At 72.7% G+C, this 15,220-nt stretch carries 10 protein-coding genes, 5 pseudogenes and 1 riboswitch; of the genes and pseudogenes, 5 read left to right on the plus strand and 10 right to left on the minus strand.

Annotated features, from left to right (window positions below; genetic code table 11):
* Positions 1-211 precede the first annotated feature (211 nt).
* Positions 212-622 carry an MFS transporter gene (locus IE257_RS16055; RefSeq protein WP_229920396.1) on the plus strand — a complete coding sequence of 137 codons (411 nt, stop codon included), beginning with the start codon at positions 212-214 and terminating at the stop codon, positions 620-622.
* A gap of 34 nt (positions 623-656) precedes the next feature.
* Here IE257_RS16055 and IE257_RS16060 read toward each other — a convergent pair whose 3' ends face one another.
* The 5 genes and pseudogenes from IE257_RS16060 to IE257_RS16070 all read right to left on the minus strand — a co-directional run.
* Positions 657-1,142 carry a VOC family protein gene (locus IE257_RS16060; RefSeq protein WP_189969070.1) on the minus strand — a complete coding sequence of 162 codons (486 nt, stop codon included), beginning with the start codon at positions 1,140-1,142 and terminating at the stop codon, positions 657-659.
* A gap of 136 nt (positions 1,143-1,278) precedes the next feature.
* Positions 1,279-1,371: pseudogene (locus IE257_RS38280) on the minus strand (ECF transporter S component); the annotation flags it as partial.
* A gap of 216 nt (positions 1,372-1,587) precedes the next feature.
* A pseudogene (locus IE257_RS38285) lies at positions 1,588-1,794 on the minus strand (3-hydroxyacyl-CoA dehydrogenase family protein); the annotation flags it as partial.
* A 3-nt stretch (positions 1,795-1,797) separates the two neighbouring features.
* Positions 1,798-2,318, minus strand: a pseudogene (locus IE257_RS38290) (malate synthase A); the annotation flags it as partial.
* A pseudogene (locus tag IE257_RS16070) lies at positions 2,313-2,819 on the minus strand (isocitrate lyase); the annotation flags it as partial. The pseudogenes IE257_RS38290 and IE257_RS16070, both read right to left, overlap by 6 nt.
* Between IE257_RS16070 and IE257_RS16075 the strand changes: the two are divergent.
* Positions 2,819-3,397 (plus strand): annotated as a pseudogene (locus tag IE257_RS16075) (enoyl-CoA hydratase-related protein); the annotation flags it as partial. The pseudogenes IE257_RS16070 and IE257_RS16075 sit on opposite strands and share 1 nt — an antisense overlap.
* A gap of 89 nt (positions 3,398-3,486) precedes the next feature.
* Here the strand turns inward: IE257_RS16075 and IE257_RS16080 are convergent.
* The 5 genes from IE257_RS16080 to IE257_RS16100 all read right to left on the minus strand — a co-directional run bounded on the left by IE257_RS16080 (position 3,487) and on the right by IE257_RS16100 (position 10,616).
* Positions 3,487-4,152: a deoxynucleoside kinase gene (locus tag IE257_RS16080; protein ID WP_189969074.1), complete on the minus strand. Its 666-nt coding sequence runs from the start codon at positions 4,150-4,152 to the stop codon at positions 3,487-3,489.
* Positions 4,153-4,440: 288 nt separating this feature from the next.
* Positions 4,441-5,247 carry a dihydropteroate synthase gene (gene folP / locus IE257_RS16085; RefSeq protein WP_372453169.1) on the minus strand — a complete coding sequence of 269 codons (807 nt, stop codon included), beginning with the start codon at positions 5,245-5,247 and terminating at the stop codon, positions 4,441-4,443.
* The gene (metE, locus tag IE257_RS16090; RefSeq protein WP_189969076.1) at positions 5,142-7,466 is read right to left on the minus strand and encodes a 5-methyltetrahydropteroyltriglutamate--homocysteine S-methyltransferase; all 2,325 of its coding nucleotides are present in this window, start codon (positions 7,464-7,466) and stop codon (positions 5,142-5,144) included. Before metE ends, folP begins: the two co-directional genes overlap by 106 nt.
* A 164-nt stretch (positions 7,467-7,630) precedes the next feature.
* A riboswitch (cobalamin riboswitch) is annotated at positions 7,631-7,856 on the minus strand.
* 149 nt (positions 7,857-8,005) lie between these two features.
* Positions 8,006-9,430 carry an amino acid permease gene (locus IE257_RS16095; protein ID WP_245385868.1) on the minus strand — a complete coding sequence of 475 codons (1,425 nt, stop codon included), beginning with the start codon at positions 9,428-9,430 and terminating at the stop codon, positions 8,006-8,008.
* Positions 9,431-9,635: 205 nt separating this feature from the next.
* Positions 9,636-10,616: a hypothetical protein gene (locus IE257_RS16100; protein ID WP_189969080.1), complete on the minus strand. Its 981-nt coding sequence runs from the start codon at positions 10,614-10,616 to the stop codon at positions 9,636-9,638.
* Between the two features lie 409 nt (positions 10,617-11,025).
* On the opposite strand from IE257_RS16100, the gene IE257_RS16105 reads away from it, so the two are divergent.
* From IE257_RS16105 to IE257_RS16115, 3 genes are read left to right on the plus strand one after another with little or no spacing between them, the layout of a single operon-like run.
* Positions 11,026-12,465, plus strand: a complete 1,440-nt coding sequence (locus tag IE257_RS16105) for an FGGY family carbohydrate kinase (protein ID WP_189969272.1) — start codon at positions 11,026-11,028, stop codon at positions 12,463-12,465.
* On the plus strand, positions 12,462-13,907 hold the full coding sequence (locus tag IE257_RS16110) for an FAD-dependent oxidoreductase (RefSeq protein ID WP_372453168.1): 1,446 nt from the start codon (positions 12,462-12,464) through the stop codon (positions 13,905-13,907). Before IE257_RS16105 ends, IE257_RS16110 begins: the two co-directional genes overlap by 4 nt.
* Positions 13,904-15,118 (plus strand): NAD(P)/FAD-dependent oxidoreductase, encoded by a 1,215-nt coding sequence (locus IE257_RS16115; RefSeq protein WP_189969082.1) that lies wholly within the window; start codon positions 13,904-13,906, stop codon positions 15,116-15,118. The genes IE257_RS16110 and IE257_RS16115 overlap by 4 nt, the downstream gene beginning before the upstream one ends.
* The last annotated feature ends 102 nt before the right edge of the window (positions 15,119-15,220 follow it).

A 15,220-nucleotide genomic window follows, 5' to 3' on the forward strand; every position in this document is an offset into this window, starting at 1 on the left:
GATTCACCGACTTCCTGCGCGGTCCACGGGCCCCGACACGGCATCTTCCCCCAGCGGGAGAGGCTGCCCGATCCGACATGCCGCGCGGTGCGTCTTCGCCGCCGGTCGGGTGGACCTGACGCCCGATCACACCGCAGGCGCGGCGGACCCGCCATAGTGGGGGATCCCCCCGTACCTGCTCGGCGCTCTCGCCGTCGGCGCGCTCGGCGCCGTGCTGCTGGGCATGGCGGTGACTCCCGACGGCTCGTACGCAGAACTGGTACCGGGGCTCGTCGCGCTCAGTGCCGGGGACGGCATCGTGTTCACCGCCATGTTCATCGCCGCCGGAACCGGGGTGGCCGACCGGGACCAGGGCATCGCCTCCGGGATCGCCTCCACCGGCTCCGGAATGGGCGCAGCGGTGGGCCTCGCCCTTCTGGTCCTGGTGCAGACCGCGGGCCTCGGCGGACTCACGGGGGAGCCGCTGCGCGAAGCCACGGCGCAGGGGATCGGCGACGCCCTCTTCGCGGTGGCGGCGGGCATCGCCCTGACCTTCCTCGTCGCCCTGCTCCGGCCCGGGGGAAGGCCCGCAGTGCAACCGGCGGCGGCGCCGATTCCGCCCTGCCGGGGGCGGCGCTGCTGACGGGCGGGGCGCCCTCACCTCGGCCGAAGGCGCTTCAGGCGCCGTCGGGTGGGGTGTCCGCGGCTTCCAAGGCCTCCTTGCCCCGCTTCTCCATCTCCTCGGGGGACACGTCCTCCACGTGCGTGGCGACGTTCCAGCGGTGGCCGAAGGGGTCCTCGAACTGCCCGGTGCGGTCGCCGTAGAACTGGTCCTTGACCGCCGACAGCTCCGTGGCGCCGAGCGAGAGGGCCGTGGCGAAGACGGAGTCGACGTCCTCGACGTACACGTGCAGGGTGATGGGCGTGCCGCCCACCGACTTCGGCGACCGGAACCCCATCTCCGGGTACTCGTCGGCGATCATGACGACCGAGTTGCCCAGCTCCAGCTCCGCGTGGCCGATCCTGCCGTCGGGTGCGGGCATCCTCATCCGCTCGGCCGCGCCGAGCACGGCCACGTAGAAGTCGATCGCGGCTGCGGCCCCGTCCACGCAGAGGTAGGGCGTGACGCGCTGGTATCCCTCGGGAATCGGTTTGACTGTCACCGGCTTCGGGCCCTTCCGCACAGTGGCGATCGCCGTTGATCGCCGTAGGGGTCCACTGATATCCCCACCGCGTGCGAAAACCTCCCGGCGCCGCGCGGAACCCGGCGACGGATGCCCCGAAGGGCCGCCAAGACTCCGTCTCGATACCGGCCGTGCCCGCGCCCAGCGGGCGGATCGCGGCGTTCACCGCGGACGGCACGCCCGGCACGGCCGGGGCTTTGTCCAAGCCGCGGGTGGGTTCGTCGAGGAGCAGGACCCCGGGGCGGCGGACAGCCGGATGGCCCGGACGAGGGCGAGCTTCTGGCCGTCGGGAATGCCGATTCACGTGGCCGGGCACGGATTTCGGCCGAGCACGGCAGGGCGGGGCGTGACGACACCACTCGCCACGCCCCGCCCGTTCCTCAGCTGCCGGGGCACCCTCAGCCCGGGCGGCGGACCGGGACCCTCAGTCCCGGCCGTACGTGTGGAACCCGCGGCCGGTCTTGCGGCCGAGCAGCCCCGCCTGGACCATCCGCTGGAGGAGCGGGGGCGGGGCGTAGAGGGGTTCCTTGAACTCGTCGTAGAGCGATTCCGCGATGGCCGCGACCGTGTCGAGGCCGATGAGGTCGGCGAGCCTCAGCGGGCCCATGGGGTGGGCACAGCCGAGCACCATGCGGATCTCCTCCATCTCGAACGCGGCGGTGATCGTCTCGATGAGAACGGTCGCCCGGACGGTGCCGCGCGGTATGCCGAGCAGTTCCTGGGCAAGAAGGAAGATGTCGTTCCACAGGCGTGCCTCGTACCGGTTCTCCAGCTCGGGGAGGTAGAAGTACGGGCTGTGGCGGCGTCGATCTGGGGCCGGGCGCAGTGGAAGAAGTACAGGCCGAAGTCGACGAGGGACGCGGAGACGGGGCGGCCGTCGATCTCCAGGTGCTCCTCGAGGAGGTGCCGGCCGCGCGGGCGGACCATGATGGTCGCGAGCTCCGGCCCGAGCCGGTACACCTTGCTCTCCGGGCTGGTGAAGTCGATCCGCCGCTCGATCACGTCGAGCAGGGTCAGCTGGCCGCCGATGACGTCGTCCCAGGTGGGCGAGGTGGCGTCTTCGAGGTCGGCCATCCACACCCGGGCACCCGAGTTGAGGGCGTTCACCGCCATCCGGCGGTCCGGCGGGCCGGTGATCTCCACCCGGCAGCCCGTGCCGACCTCGCGCTGGTGCTTGACCGCGGTGAAGCCCTGCGCCTGGGCGGCGAACTCCCGCTCCTGGAGGTCCACGTACGCGGTCATGCCGTGCTCGGCATAGCCGCGGGCGAGGTCGAACATGCCGTGGTTGAGGGAGTGGAAACCGGCGAGGGTGATGAACTGGAAGCGGTAGCCCATGGCGCTAAGCTCCCGCCGGAACTTGGCGATCTGGTCGTCGTCCAGCGCGGCCTTCCAGTTGAACGACGGCGAGCAGTTGTAGGCGAGCATCCGGTCGGGGTACTGCGCATGGATCGCCTCGGCGAACTCGCGGGCCTGCTCCAGGTCCGGGGTGCCGGTCTCCGCCCAGATCAGGTCGGCATACGGGGCGTAGGCGAGGCCGCGGGCGATGACCGGGGCCATGCCGTTCTGCACCCGGTAGAAGCCTTCCGCCGTGCGCTCGCCCGTCACGAACTGCGCGTCGCGCTCGTCGACGTCGCTGGTGATCAGGTTCGCGGCCAGACATTAAGGAGTTGCAGCCGCAGGGGTACATGGACATGTACCTCACCGACTGGTTCACCGCCTGGGACCGCCTCGGCAACCTGCGCACCCCCACCGTCGCCGCCGTATCCGGCTACGCCCTGGGCGGCGGCTGCGAACTGGCCATGCTCTGCGACATCCTCCTGGCCGCCGACACCGCCGTCTTCGGCCGGCCCGAGATCAAGCTCGGCGTGATCCCCGGCATCGGCGGCTCGCAGCGGCTCACCCGGGCCGTCGGCAAGGCGAAGGCCATGGAGCTCTGCCTCACCGGCCGGACCATGGATGCCGTCGAGGCCGAGCGGGCCGGACTCGTCTCCCGTATCGTCCCCGCCGATGATCTGATGGCCGAAGCCCTGGCCGTCGCCGAAACGGTCGCGGGCATGTCCGCGCCCGTCGCGATGATGGGGAAGGAGGCGGTCAACCGGGCCTTCGAGACCACCCTCGCCGAAGGCGTCCGCTTCGAACGCCGCCTCTTCCACGCCGTCTTCGCCACCGCCGACCAGAAGGAGGGCATGAGCGCCTTCGTGGACAAGAGGTCCCCGGACTTCACCCACCGCTGAGGTCCTCCCCGAGCGGCTCCTCGTCCTCCCTCCCGGAACGAGGAGCCGCTCGGGGCCAGCACGCGTGAGCGGGGGCCGGGCGGCCGGGTTCAGACCCGGCGGGCGGCGACCGCCGTCAGGGTGTCCTTGACCTCCCGCACCACGCGGGCCGCGTCCTCGGGGTTGTGCACGACATCCGTGTGGTTCATGTCGATGACGAGGACCTCGCTGGCCGAGTAGTGCTTGTGCACCCAGTCGTCGTAGCCGGACCACAGCGTCCGGTAGTACTCGACGAGGCTCTCGTCCTGTTCGAAATCGCGGCCACGCAGACCGATACGGTGCAGCACCGTCTCGAAGTCCGCCTTCAGGTAGACCATGAGATCGGGTGCCTTGCGGTACGGCAGGCCGTCGATCTCGCGCATCATCTCGCCCAGGAGTCCCTCGTACACCTGCATTTCGAGGGAGCTGATCCGCCCCAGGTCGTGATTGACCTTGGCGAAGTACCAGTCCTCGTAGATGGACCGGTCGAGCACGTTGTCGCCCTGCTTGTACGCCTCCTTGATCGCGGCGAACCGCGTCTGCAGGAAGTAGAGCTGGAGCAGGAAGGGGTAGCGCTTGGCCTGGATCTCCTCGGGGCTCGCCGTGTAGAAGAGCGGAAGGATCGGGTTGTCCTCCACGCTCTCGTAGAAGACCTCGCTGCCCAGCTCCTTGGCGATCAGTTCGGCGACGCTCGTCTTGCCGATTCCGATCATGCCTCCGACGCAGATCACTGGCATACCTCACTTCTCCCTGGGGGTTTTCTGTTCGTGGGCGGTGGGCCGAGCGCCACGCACCACTGAGACGCACGCCGGTGGTCAGGCGATTCCCCGGGATCTTCATGATCAGCGTCACGTGTCGGCCGTCCGGACCACGGCCCGGTCCCGGGCCGCTCTCCTCGACCGGCCCGACCGTTCCGCAGCCATGCGGCCGCCCTGAATCCTAAATGACGATCTGCCCCGTGCAGGCCCAGAGCGTCGGCGCCCGCCTCACCCCGCCCGCCGCCTGCCCGCCTCGCTCCGCCCGCCTCACCCCGCCCGTGTTTCCGCCACCGCGTGGGAGACCCGTACGGCGTCCGCCGTCGCCCGTACGTCGTGCACCCTGACGGCCCAGGCGCCCTGGTGGGCGGCGATGGCCGACAGGGCGGCCGTGGCCGCATCCCGACCGTCGGCAGGGGGCGGCGTGCCGTCGGCGCCGGCCAGGACCCGGCCGAGGAATCGCTTCCGGGAGCCCGCGACCAGCACGGGCCGCCCCAGCGCACGCAGCTCGGCCAGCCCGGCCACCAGGCGCAGGTCGTGCTGCGCCAGCTTGGCGAAGCCCAGGCCCGGGTCGATCACGAGCCGCTCGGGCGGGATGCCGGCGCCCACCACGGCGTCCATCCGGGCGCGCAGCTCCGCGACGACCTCGCCGACGACGTCCCCGTACACCGCGCGGCTGTTCATGTCGTGGCTGTGGCCGCGCCAGTGCATGACGACGCAGGGGACGCCGCCGGCCGCCACGGCCGCGAGCATGGCCGGGTCCGCCAGGCCACCGCTCACGTCGTTGACGAGAACCGCGCCCGCGTCGATCGCCTGCTCGGCGACGCGGGCGCGGCTGTACACCATGGGCATGGGGGTCTTCTCCGGGAGAGGTGGGTTCACGGCACGCAGCCGCGTATGTGCGTATGTGCGTATGTGCGGCCGGGCCGGGACGGACACCCCCTGGGTGTCCGTCCCGGCCCGGCCACGGGTCAGGAACCGCCGGCCGTGAGGTCCGCGCGGACCTCGTGCGCGGCCGCGACGAGGTTCTCCAGGGAGGCCCGGGTCTCGGTCCAGCCGCGGGTCTTCAGGCCGCAGTCGGGATTGACCCAGAGCCGCTCGGCGGGGATGGCCCGGAGCCCCTTGCGCAGCAGGGCTGCCGCCTCCTGGGCGGAGGGGATGCGGGGCGAGTGGATGTCCCAGACGCCGGGACCGGCCTCACGCGGGTAGCCGTGCTCGGCGAGCTCGTCCGCGACCTGCATGTGGGAGCGGGCGGCCTCCAGGCTGATGACGTCGGCGTCGAGGTCGTCGATGGCCCGGACGATGTCGCCGAACTCCGCGTAGCACATGTGGGTGTGGATCTGGGTGTCCGGCCGGACACCGCTGGTGGTGAGCCGGAAGGACTCGGTGGCCCAGGCCAGGTACCCCGCGTGGTCGGCGGCCCGCAGCGGAAGGGTCTCGCGCAGGGCCGGCTCGTCGACCTGGATGACCGAGGTACCGGCCGCCTCCAGGTCGCCCACCTCGTCGCGCAGGGCGAGTGCCACCTGGCGGGCGGTGTCGCCGAGGGGCTGGTCGTCGCGTACGAAGGACCAGGCGAGCATGGTGACGGGGCCGGTCAGCATGCCCTTGACCGGCTTGGTCGTCTGCGACTGGGCGTACGAGGTCCAGCGCACGGTCATCGGCTCGGGGCGGGAGATGTCCCCGGCCAGCACCGGCGGGCGGACGTAGCGGGTGCCGTAGGACTGCACCCAGCCGTGCTGGGTGGCGAGGTATCCCGTCAGCTGCTCGGCGAAGTACTGCACCATGTCGTTGCGTTCGGGCTCGCCGTGCACGAGCACGTCGATACCGGTCTTCTCCTGGAAGGAGAGGACCTCGCGGATCTCGTCCTTGATCCGCTCCTCGTACCCGGCGGTGTCGATGCGCCCGGCCCGCAGATCGGCGCGCGCGGTGCGCAGCTCGTTCGTCTGCGGGAACGACCCGATGGTGGTCGTGGGCAGCAGGGGCAGCCCCAGGTGGGCGCGCTGGGCGACGGTCCGCTGCGCGTACGGCTGGGAACGGCGTCCGTCCGCGTCGGTGACGGCCGCGGTACGGGCGCGGACGGCGGGATCGCGGGTGATGGCGGAACCGGCGCGGGAGGCGAGGTCGGCGCGGTTGGCGGCGAGTTCGGCGGCGATGGCGTCCGTGCCCTGGGCGAGGCCTCGGGCGAGGGTGGTGATCTCGGTGGTCTTCTGGCGGGCGAAGGCGAGCCAGCGGCGGATCTGGGGATCGACGTCGCGTTCGGCGTTGGCGTCCAGCGGCACGTGCAGGAGGGAGCAGGACGCGGCGACGTCCACCCGGTCGGCGAGGCCGAGCAGGGTGCCGAGGGTGGTCAGGGACTTCTGGAAGTCGTTGATCCAGATGTTGCGGCCGTTGACCACACCGGCGACGAGTCGCTTGCCGGGCAGGCCGCCGACGGCGGCGAGGTCGGCGAGGTTCGCGGCGGCGCCCTCGGTGAAGTCCAGCGCGAGGCCCTCGACGGGCGCGGCGGCGAGCACCTGGAGGGCGTCGCCGAGCCGGTCGAAGTAGGAGGCGACGAGCAGCTTGGGCCGGTCGGGCAGTGCGCCGAGCTCCCGGTAGGTGCGGGCGGCGGCGTTCAGGTCGGCCGGGGTACGGTCCTGGACCAGGGCGGGCTCGTCCAGCTGCACCCACTCGGCACCGGCGGCGTGCAGGTCGGCCAGGACCTGGGCGTAGACGGGCAGCAGCCGGTCGAGCAGGGTCAGCGGCTGGAAGTCGGCGGCCACGCCCGGGGCCGGCTTGGCCAGCAGCAGGTAGGTGACGGGTCCGACGAGGACCGGGCGGGCCGCGTGGCCCAGCGCGAGCGCTTCCGTCAGCTCGGCGACCTGCTTGGTGGAGTCGGCGGTGAAGACGGTGTCCGGCCCGAGTTCGGGCACGAGGTAGTGGTAGTTGGTGTCGAACCACTTGGTCATCTCCAGCGGGGCGACGTCCTGGGTGCCCCGGGCCATCGCGAAGAAGCCGTCGAGTGCGTCGGCCTCGACGGCCGCGCGGTGCCGCTCGGGAACAGCGCCGACCATGACACTGGTGTCCAGGACGTGGTCGTAGTACGAGAAGTCACCGGTCGGCACCTCGGTGATCCCGGCGTCGGCCAGCTGCTGCCAGTTCGAACGGCGGAGGTCGGCCGCGGTCTGCCGGAGGGCGTCGGCGGTGACGCGGCCCTTCCAGTAGCCCTCGACGGCCCTCTTCAGTTCGCGGTTCTGTCCCTGGCGGGGGTAGCCGTAAACGGTGGCTCGTGCTGCCGCGGCTGCGGGCTTCGCTGTCACGGAACTCTCCTTCGCGAGATGTGTCCTGAACATCCCGGGGACGGGACGCGGACGCGAAGGAAACGACAGAACGGGCGGCCCACGTCGCGGAAGACGCCGCACGTGCCGCTCGCTGTGTACGCCGACCCGCCCACGAGGTCACCGGAAATGGCCGCATGCGAACGGTCGCGTGCGGGCAACGGGCAGGTCTTCGGACTCGCGGGCACGCCTGCCGGTCTCCCGGCGGGCACCTACTGGCCGTCGCTTCCCAGGACCGTTGTCCGGTCCCAGTGCGTATGACGGCGGTCGTTCCCGCTCACCGCTGCGGGGCAGTCCCGGATTCCCACCGGGTTCCCTCTTACGACGCATCCCGCCTGGCGGACGGGGCGAACCAGCTGCGGAAACCACACTAGGCGGACTCGCTGGAGCGTGACTGCAGCCGTCCACATGCCGGACCGCGGAAATGAGACACCGGTCCCGGCGATCGGGGCCCGAGTACCGTCGCCCGTGCGTCCGGCCGCGACGCGCGTCCGGCCGCACGGGCCTCGTGCCGGGCGGGGTCAGACGATGTCCTCGGCGATCTCCGCCTGTTCGCGGGCGTTGCCGTAGGCCGACGGGGTGCCGTACGAGCGGCGGGCGACGTACCACCAGACGCTGGCCAGGACCAGCACCACCGCCAGGGCGATCACGGCGTAGTTCATCGAGTCGATGGTGACCGGGGACTTCTGGGGCAGGCAGAACAGGACGGTGACGAGCGCCACCCAGACGACGGCGATCCAGCCGATCGGCTTGCTCCACTTGCCCAGGCTCCAGGGGCCGGGCTCGAAGCGGTTGCCCGCGCGCAGGCGCAGGTAGATCGGGATGGCGTAGGCCGGGGTGATGCCGATGACGTTGATGGCGGTCACGGCCCCGTAGGCGGTGGCGGAGTACAGCGACGGGAGGGCCAGTACGCCCGCGACGGCGACTGCGAGCCAGACGGCCGGAACCGGTGTCTGGGTCCGGCTGCTGACCTTGCGCCACAGGGCCGAGCCGGGCAGTGCGTTGTCACGGCTGAACGCGAAGACCATCCGGCTCGCGGCGGCGACCTCGGCGTTGCCGCAGAAGAGCTGCGCGACGATGACGACGAGGAGCAGGGCGGTGGCGCCGCCGGAGCCCAGCGCGTCGATGAAGATCTGGGCGGGCGGGACGCCGGTGGCGCTGCCCTGGACGGCCGCGTAGTCCTGGATGGCGAAGGTGAGGCCGGCGAGCAGGGCGAAACCGGCGATCCAGGAGACCCAGATGGCCCGGACGATGCCCTTGGCGGCCGAGACGGACGCGTTGGAGGTCTCCTCCGAGAGGTGCGCGGAGGCGTCGTAGCCGGAGAAGGTGTACTGGGCGAGGAGCAGGCCGACCGCCGCCACGTAGAACGGGTTGGCCCAGCCGGTGTCGTTGACGAACTCGGTGAAGACGAACGAGGCCGACTGGTGGTTGTCGGGGACGAAGGCAAGGGCGCCGACGATCACGGCGACACCGCCCAGGTGCCACCAGACGCTGATGGAGTTGAGCACGCTGACGAGGCGGACGCCGAAGAGGTTGAGTGCGGCGTGCAGCAGCAGGATGCACAGGAAGATCAGGAAGGTCGAGCCGGGGGTGGGCACGAACCCGAAGCGCAGGTTGAGGAAGGCGCCGGTGAACAGGGCGGCGCCGTAGTCGATTCCGGCGATGGCGCCGAGCAGGCCGAGCAGGTTCAGCCAGCCCGTGTACCAGCCCCAGCGGCGTCCGCCGAGCCGGTCGGCCATGTAGTAGAGCGCCCCGGAGGTGGGGTAGGCGCTGGTCACCTCTGCCAGGGCGAGGCCCACGCAGAGCACGAAGAGGCCCACGCCGACCCAGCCCCACAGCATCACGGCCGGGCCGCCGGAGCCCATGCCGAAGCCGTAGAGGGTCATGCAGCCGGAGAGGACGGATATGACCGAGAAGCTGATGGCGAAGTTGCCGAAGCCGCCCATCCGCCGGGCGAGCACCGGCTGGTAGCCGAGTTCCCTGAGCCGCTGTTCCTCGTCCTGCTGGGGTGGGGCCTTGCGGTCCGGGCGGGCTGCCCATTCGGTTCTGGACACGGCGGTACCTCCGGGGGTCTGTGGAGCACGGGGGACGGTGGAGCGTGGGGGTGCGGTGGAGCGAGCGGGGCCGTGCCGTGGGGAAGGGAGGCGGGGGTCAGTTCCGGCCGGCCAGGCTGCGGGACCTGGCCTGCAGGAACACCTCCTCGGCGAGGGCACGGTCGGCCGGGTCACGGGTCCGCTGGGCCCATGGCACGGTGGTCCAGTACGGCCCGATGGTGTCGAAGACCCGGGCCGCCTCCTTGAACTGGAGGGCTCCCCACAGTGCGTGGGCGAGCTGGTTCAGATCGAGCGGGGAGGCGCGCGGCAGATCGGCGTGGTGGAACCAGGTGTCCATGGCGCGCAGGGCGTCGCGGACGGCGTCCTCGGCGACCCAGTGCAGGTCGAGGGCCCGCTCCTGGCCCCGTTCGCGCCGGTAGCGCTCGACCCGTACGTACAGCGGCAGGACGTGCAGGGCGGATCCCGGGGGTGCGGAACCGGCCGCCCAGTGCACGAAGTTGGCTGCCTCGGAGAGCGGTCCGGGCGTGCCCGCGTACACGAACTGGAGCATGCGGTGGTAGGCCTCGCGGTTGTGCGGGTCGCGCTTGTCGGCCTCCGCGAGGATGCCCCAGGGGCCCGGGGGCAGCATCGGTCCGGGCGGCGCGATCCGGTGCTCGGCCATCTGCCGGTGCTCGTCGAGGAGGGCGAGGGCGAGCAGGCAGACCCAGGGCACGGGGTCGGCGGGGCTGATGCCGGCGGCCTCCCGGCAGGTTTCCCAGGCCTCCTGCCACAGCTCGCCGGTGCGGGGGTGCCCGGCCCGGTGGGCGCGGACGGCCCGCTCGACGGTGACGCGCGTGTGCATCACCAGTGCGGCGACGCTGTTCGGTTCCTCGGTACGCCAGGCCTGGACCACGTCGGATCCGGCGGAGATGGCGGCGAGGACCTGGGTGCGCTGGGTCCACAGTCCCCAGCCTTCGGTGCGTTCGAGTAAGCGCGCCATCGACACCCAGCGCCCGGTGCGCACGTCCTGGGCGGCGGAACGCAGCTCGTTGTCGTGGCCGGCCGGATGGTAGACGGGCCGGAAATCGCTGCCCGCCATCACCTCGTCCCGGGCGACGGGCGGCGACTGCGGCCCGGTCGGGCGTGTGCTGCGGTGGTCGTGATCATCAGTCCTCGGATCGCATGGAGGGTGGGTCGATCCGGTGCTCGGCCGCCGCGCTGCAGCCTTGCCCGGTGCCAGGGATGCGTGAACCATGCGAGAACTGTTCGGCGAACCCCCGCCGTTGACCCACGGTCGATGTCGCTGCCCGTTGATCGGCGATCACTATAGAGCGATCGTGAGCATTCGCACCCAGAATCTTGTTCGAACGCAAGTATCAAGCCAGAAGCGGGATGTGATTATGCGTCAGTGCTGCGCGCAAGCGGCCGGCGGATCTTGACGGGTGGCGTCCGCTGGTGAAGGCTTCCGACCGATGTTCGATCACGGTGACACCAGGGACGGAGCGGTGATGACGGGCCCGGTGCTCGCTGTCGATCAAGGTACCTCGGGGACCAAGGCGCTCGTCGTCTGTCCGGTGCGCGGGGTCATCGGCTCCGGATCCGCCCCCGTGCGGCCCCGCTACCTGCCGGGCGGCCGGGTCGAGGTCGCCCCCATCGAGCTGCTGAACTCGGTCGTCGATGCCGGACGCGCCGCGCTGGCGGCAGCCGGCGAGCCCGTGGTGGCGGTGGGCCTCGCCAACCAGGGCGAGACCGTACTGGCCTGGGAGCCGGCGACCGGCGAGCCGCTGACCGACGCGATCGTCTGGCAGGACCGGCGCGCCGAACAGCTCTGTACCGAACTGGCCCCGCACGCAGCGGCATTGCGGGAGACGACCGGCCTCCCGCTCGATCCGTACTTCGCCGCCCCCAAGATGGCCTGGATACGCCGCCACCTGACCCGGGGCGGCGTCGTGACGACCAGCGACGTGTGGCTCGTGCACCGGCTCACCGGCGCCTTCGTCACCGACGCGGCGACTGCCGGCCGCACCCAGCTGCTCGACCTCGACACCACCCGCTGGTCGGACACGGCGCTGGAGGTCTACGGCCTCACGGGCGAACGGCTGCCGGAGGTCGTCGACGCGGACACCCACGTCGGGACCACCACTGCCTTCGGGCCCGAACTGCCCCTGACGGGACTGCTCGTCGACCAGCAGGCCGCCCTGCTCGCCCAGAGCGTCACCGAGCCCGGCGCCGCCAAGTGCACCTACGGAACCGGCGCGTTCCTGCTCGCGCAGACCGGCCCGCGCCCCCTGCGCAGCACCACCGGACTGGTCGGCTGCGTCGCCTGGCGACTCGCCGGCAGGACCAGCTACTGCCTCGACGGGCAGGTGTACACGGCTGCCTCCGCCGTGCGCTGGCTCACCGATCTCGGGGTGATCTCCGGCGCCGCGGACATCGACACCGTGGGCGGGAGCGTCCCGGACGCGGGCGGCGTCACCTTCGTGCCCGCGCTCGCCGGACTCGCCGCTCCGTGGTGGCGGGGCGACCTGCGGGGCTCGGTCACCGGTCTGGGCCTCGACACCACCGCCGGGCACCTGGTGCGTGCCCTGTGCGACGGCATCGCCGCTCAGGTGGCGGAGCTCGCGGACGCCGTCGCCGCCGACCTCGCCGCCCCGCTCGCCGCCCTGCGCGTCGACGGCGGCCTGACCCGCTCCGCGCTCCTCATGCAGGCCCAGGCCGACCTGCTCGGCATCCCCGTCGAGGTGTCGGCGCTGCCCGACGTCACCGCGCTCGGCGTCGCCGCCGTCGCCCGGCTCGGACTCGACCCCTCGCTCACCCTCGCCGAGGCCGTCCCGCAGTGGAAGCCGGCCGCGGTCTACGAACCGCGCGCCGACCCGGCGGACGCGGCCGGGCGCCGTACTCGGTTCCGCGCGGCGGTGTCGGCCCTGCTGGCGGAAGCACCGGCGTGAGCGCCACCGCAGTCACCGCTGCTGTCACCGCCACCGCCGCAGCCACCACCGTCACCACCGGCGGCGCCCTGCCCGGCGAGGAGTACGACGTCACCGTCGTCGGCGCCGGCGTGGTGGGCTCGGCGATCGCCCGCGAACTGGCCCGGCTGCCCCTGCGGATCGCCCTGGTCGACGCGTCCGACGACGTGGGGAACGGCACCTCGAAGGCCAACACCGCCATCCTGCACACCGGTTTCGACGCGGTGCCCGGCTCCCTGGAGTCCCGGCTCGTCCGCGAGGGACATCGGCTGCTCTCCTCGTACGCCGCCGACAGCGGCATCCCGGTGGAACCGCTCGGGGCGCTCCTCGTCGCCTGGGACGAGGAGCAGCGGGCCGCGCTGCCGGGCCTCGCCGACAAGGCCGTCCGCAACGGGTACCGCGCGGCGCGCATCGCCCCCGCCGAGGAGGTCCGGGCCCGCGAGCCGGAGCTCGGCCCCGGGGTACTGGGAGCGCTCGACGTGCCGGGCGAGTCCGTCATCTGCCCCTGGACGACCACCCTCGCGTACGCGACGCAGGCCGTGCGCGCCGGGGTCGCCCTCCACCTCAACTGCCGCGTGCAGCACATCACCCCGGGCGACGTGCACACCCTGGCCACGAGCCGGGGACCGCTGCGCACCCGGTACCTGGTCAACGCGGCCGGCCTGTACGCCGACGAGATCGACCGGCTCCTCGGCCACGCGGACTTCACCGTGACGCCCCGCCGCGGCCAGCTGATCGTCTTCGACGAGCTCGCCCGCGGCCTCGTACGGCACATCCTGCTCCCGGTACCGGGAGCCCTCGGGAAGGGGGTGCTCGTGTCGCCGACGGTCTACGGGAACGTCATGCTCGGGCCGACCGCCGAGGACCTCGACGACAAGACGGACACCGGATCGACCGCCGAAGGGCTCGCGCTGCTGCGGGAGAAGGGCCGGCGGATCCTACCGGCGCTCCTGGACGAAGAGGTCACCGCCGTGTACGCGGGCCTGCGGGCCGCCACCGGCGACGAGGACTACGCGATCCGGGCCCACCCCGCGCAGCGGTACGTCACCGTGGGCGGGATCCGCTCGACGGGGCTGACGGCCTCGATGGCGATCGCCGCCCACGTGGTGGAACTGCTCGCAGACGGCGGCCTGCCGATGGCAGGGGCGCGGGACCTGGAGCCGGTGCGGATGCCGAACCTGGGCGAGGCGTTCCCCCGGCCGTACCGCGACGCGGAGTTGATCGCGCGGGACCCCGAGTACGGCCGGATCGTCTGCCACTGCGAGCGCGTGACCCGCGGGGAGATCCGCGACGCGCTGGCCGCGACCGTCCCGCCCGGTTCGCTCGACGGACTGCGGCGGCGCACCCGCGCACGGGGCGGCCGCTGCCAGGGCTTCCACTGCGGGGCCGCCGTCCGCGCGCTGTTCGAGGAGGCCCGCCGGTGAACCGCGACCGCACGGTCGACGTCCTCGTCGTCGGCGCCGGCCCCGCCGGGCTGGCCCTGGCCGCCCGCCTCGCCACCGCGGGCGCGGGCCACGTGGAGGTTTTGGAGCGCGAGGAGGACGCGGGCGGCGTGCCCCGGCACTGCCACCACGGCGGCTTCGGGGGCCCGGTACGCCCCTGGCTCACCGGCCCGGCGTACGCACGGCGCGCCGTGCGGGCGGCGGTCGAGGCCGGGGCCGCCGTCCGTACCGGTGTCACCGCCACCGGCTGGGCCGGCGCGCTGTCCCTGGAGACCACCGGCCCGGCGGGCCCGGAGCGGATCACCGGCCGGGCCGTCGTCCTCGCCACGGGTGCCCGGGAGCGCCCCCGCAGCGCCCGGCTGGTGCCGGGCTCCCGGCCGGCCGGTGTGCTGACCACCGGGGAGCTCCAGCAGGCAGTGCACCTGTACGGCCAGGACGTCGGCCGGCGGGCGGTGGTGGTGGGCGCCGAGCCGGTGGCCCGCCACGCCGTACGCACCCTGCGCCGGGCGGGCGCGGAGGTGGTGGCCGTGGTCACGGAGCGCTCCCGCGGCACCGCCGTGCCGGGAGTCCCGCTGCTCACGGCCACGACGGTGGGCGAACTGCGCGGCCGGGGCCGCCTGTCGGGCGTGGCCGTTCGCCACGAGGACGGCCGCTCGGGGGTCCTCGCCTGCGACACGGTGGTCTTCACCGGCGACTGGATCCCCGACCACGAGCTGGCGCGCCGCGGCGGCGTCACCCTGGACCCGGGGACGCGCGGCCCCTCCGTGGACGCCTCCTTCCGTACGTCGGTGCCTGGGGTCTTCGCGGTCGGCAACGCCCTGCACGGCGTCGAACCCGCCGCCACGGCCGCTGCGGCCGGCGCCGCCGCCGCGGCCCCGGTCCTGGCCCGCCTCTCGGGTGCGCCGTGGCCGGAGCCCGGTCCGCGGCTGACCGTCCGGGCCCCGCTGCTGTGGGTGGCCCCCAACCGGCTCACGAACCTCACGGACCTCACAGACCTCGCGGGGCGGCCGCTGCTGCTGCGGTCCGGGGAGCCGCTGACCAACCCGGTGGTGACGGCCGCCCAGGACGGCCGGCTGCTGTGGAGACGGCGCCACCCGGGCCGGGTGCCGCCGTCTCGGTCGCTGCGCCTCGCACCGGGATGGACGTACCGGGTCGACCGGGCGGGCGGTCCGGTCGTGCTGGGCCTCGGCTGACGGCGGCCCGTACGGTGCGCCCACCACGCGGCGACGGCCGCCGGGGCCGATGATGGGTGGTGTCCCGGTACCGATCAACCGATCACCGGAACCGATCACCGG

Source organism: Streptomyces avidinii, from assembly GCF_014650695.1.
GTDB classification, from domain to species: domain Bacteria; phylum Actinomycetota; class Actinomycetes; order Streptomycetales; family Streptomycetaceae; genus Streptomyces; species Streptomyces avidinii.

Coding starts and splice junctions, on each gene's coding strand:
- IE257_RS16105 (WP_189969272.1), top strand. CDS start 11,026: ATGACGGGCCCGGTGCTCGCTGTCGATCAAGGTACCTCGGGGACCAAG.
- IE257_RS16100 (WP_189969080.1), bottom strand. CDS start 10,616: ATGGCGGGCAGCGATTTCCGGCCCGTCTACCATCCGGCCGGCCACGAC.
- IE257_RS16080 (WP_189969074.1), bottom strand. CDS start 4,152: ATGCCAGTGATCTGCGTCGGAGGCATGATCGGAATCGGCAAGACGAGC.
- IE257_RS16095 (WP_245385868.1), bottom strand. CDS start 9,430: ATGGGCGGCTTCGGCAACTTCGCCATCAGCTTCTCGGTCATATCCGTC.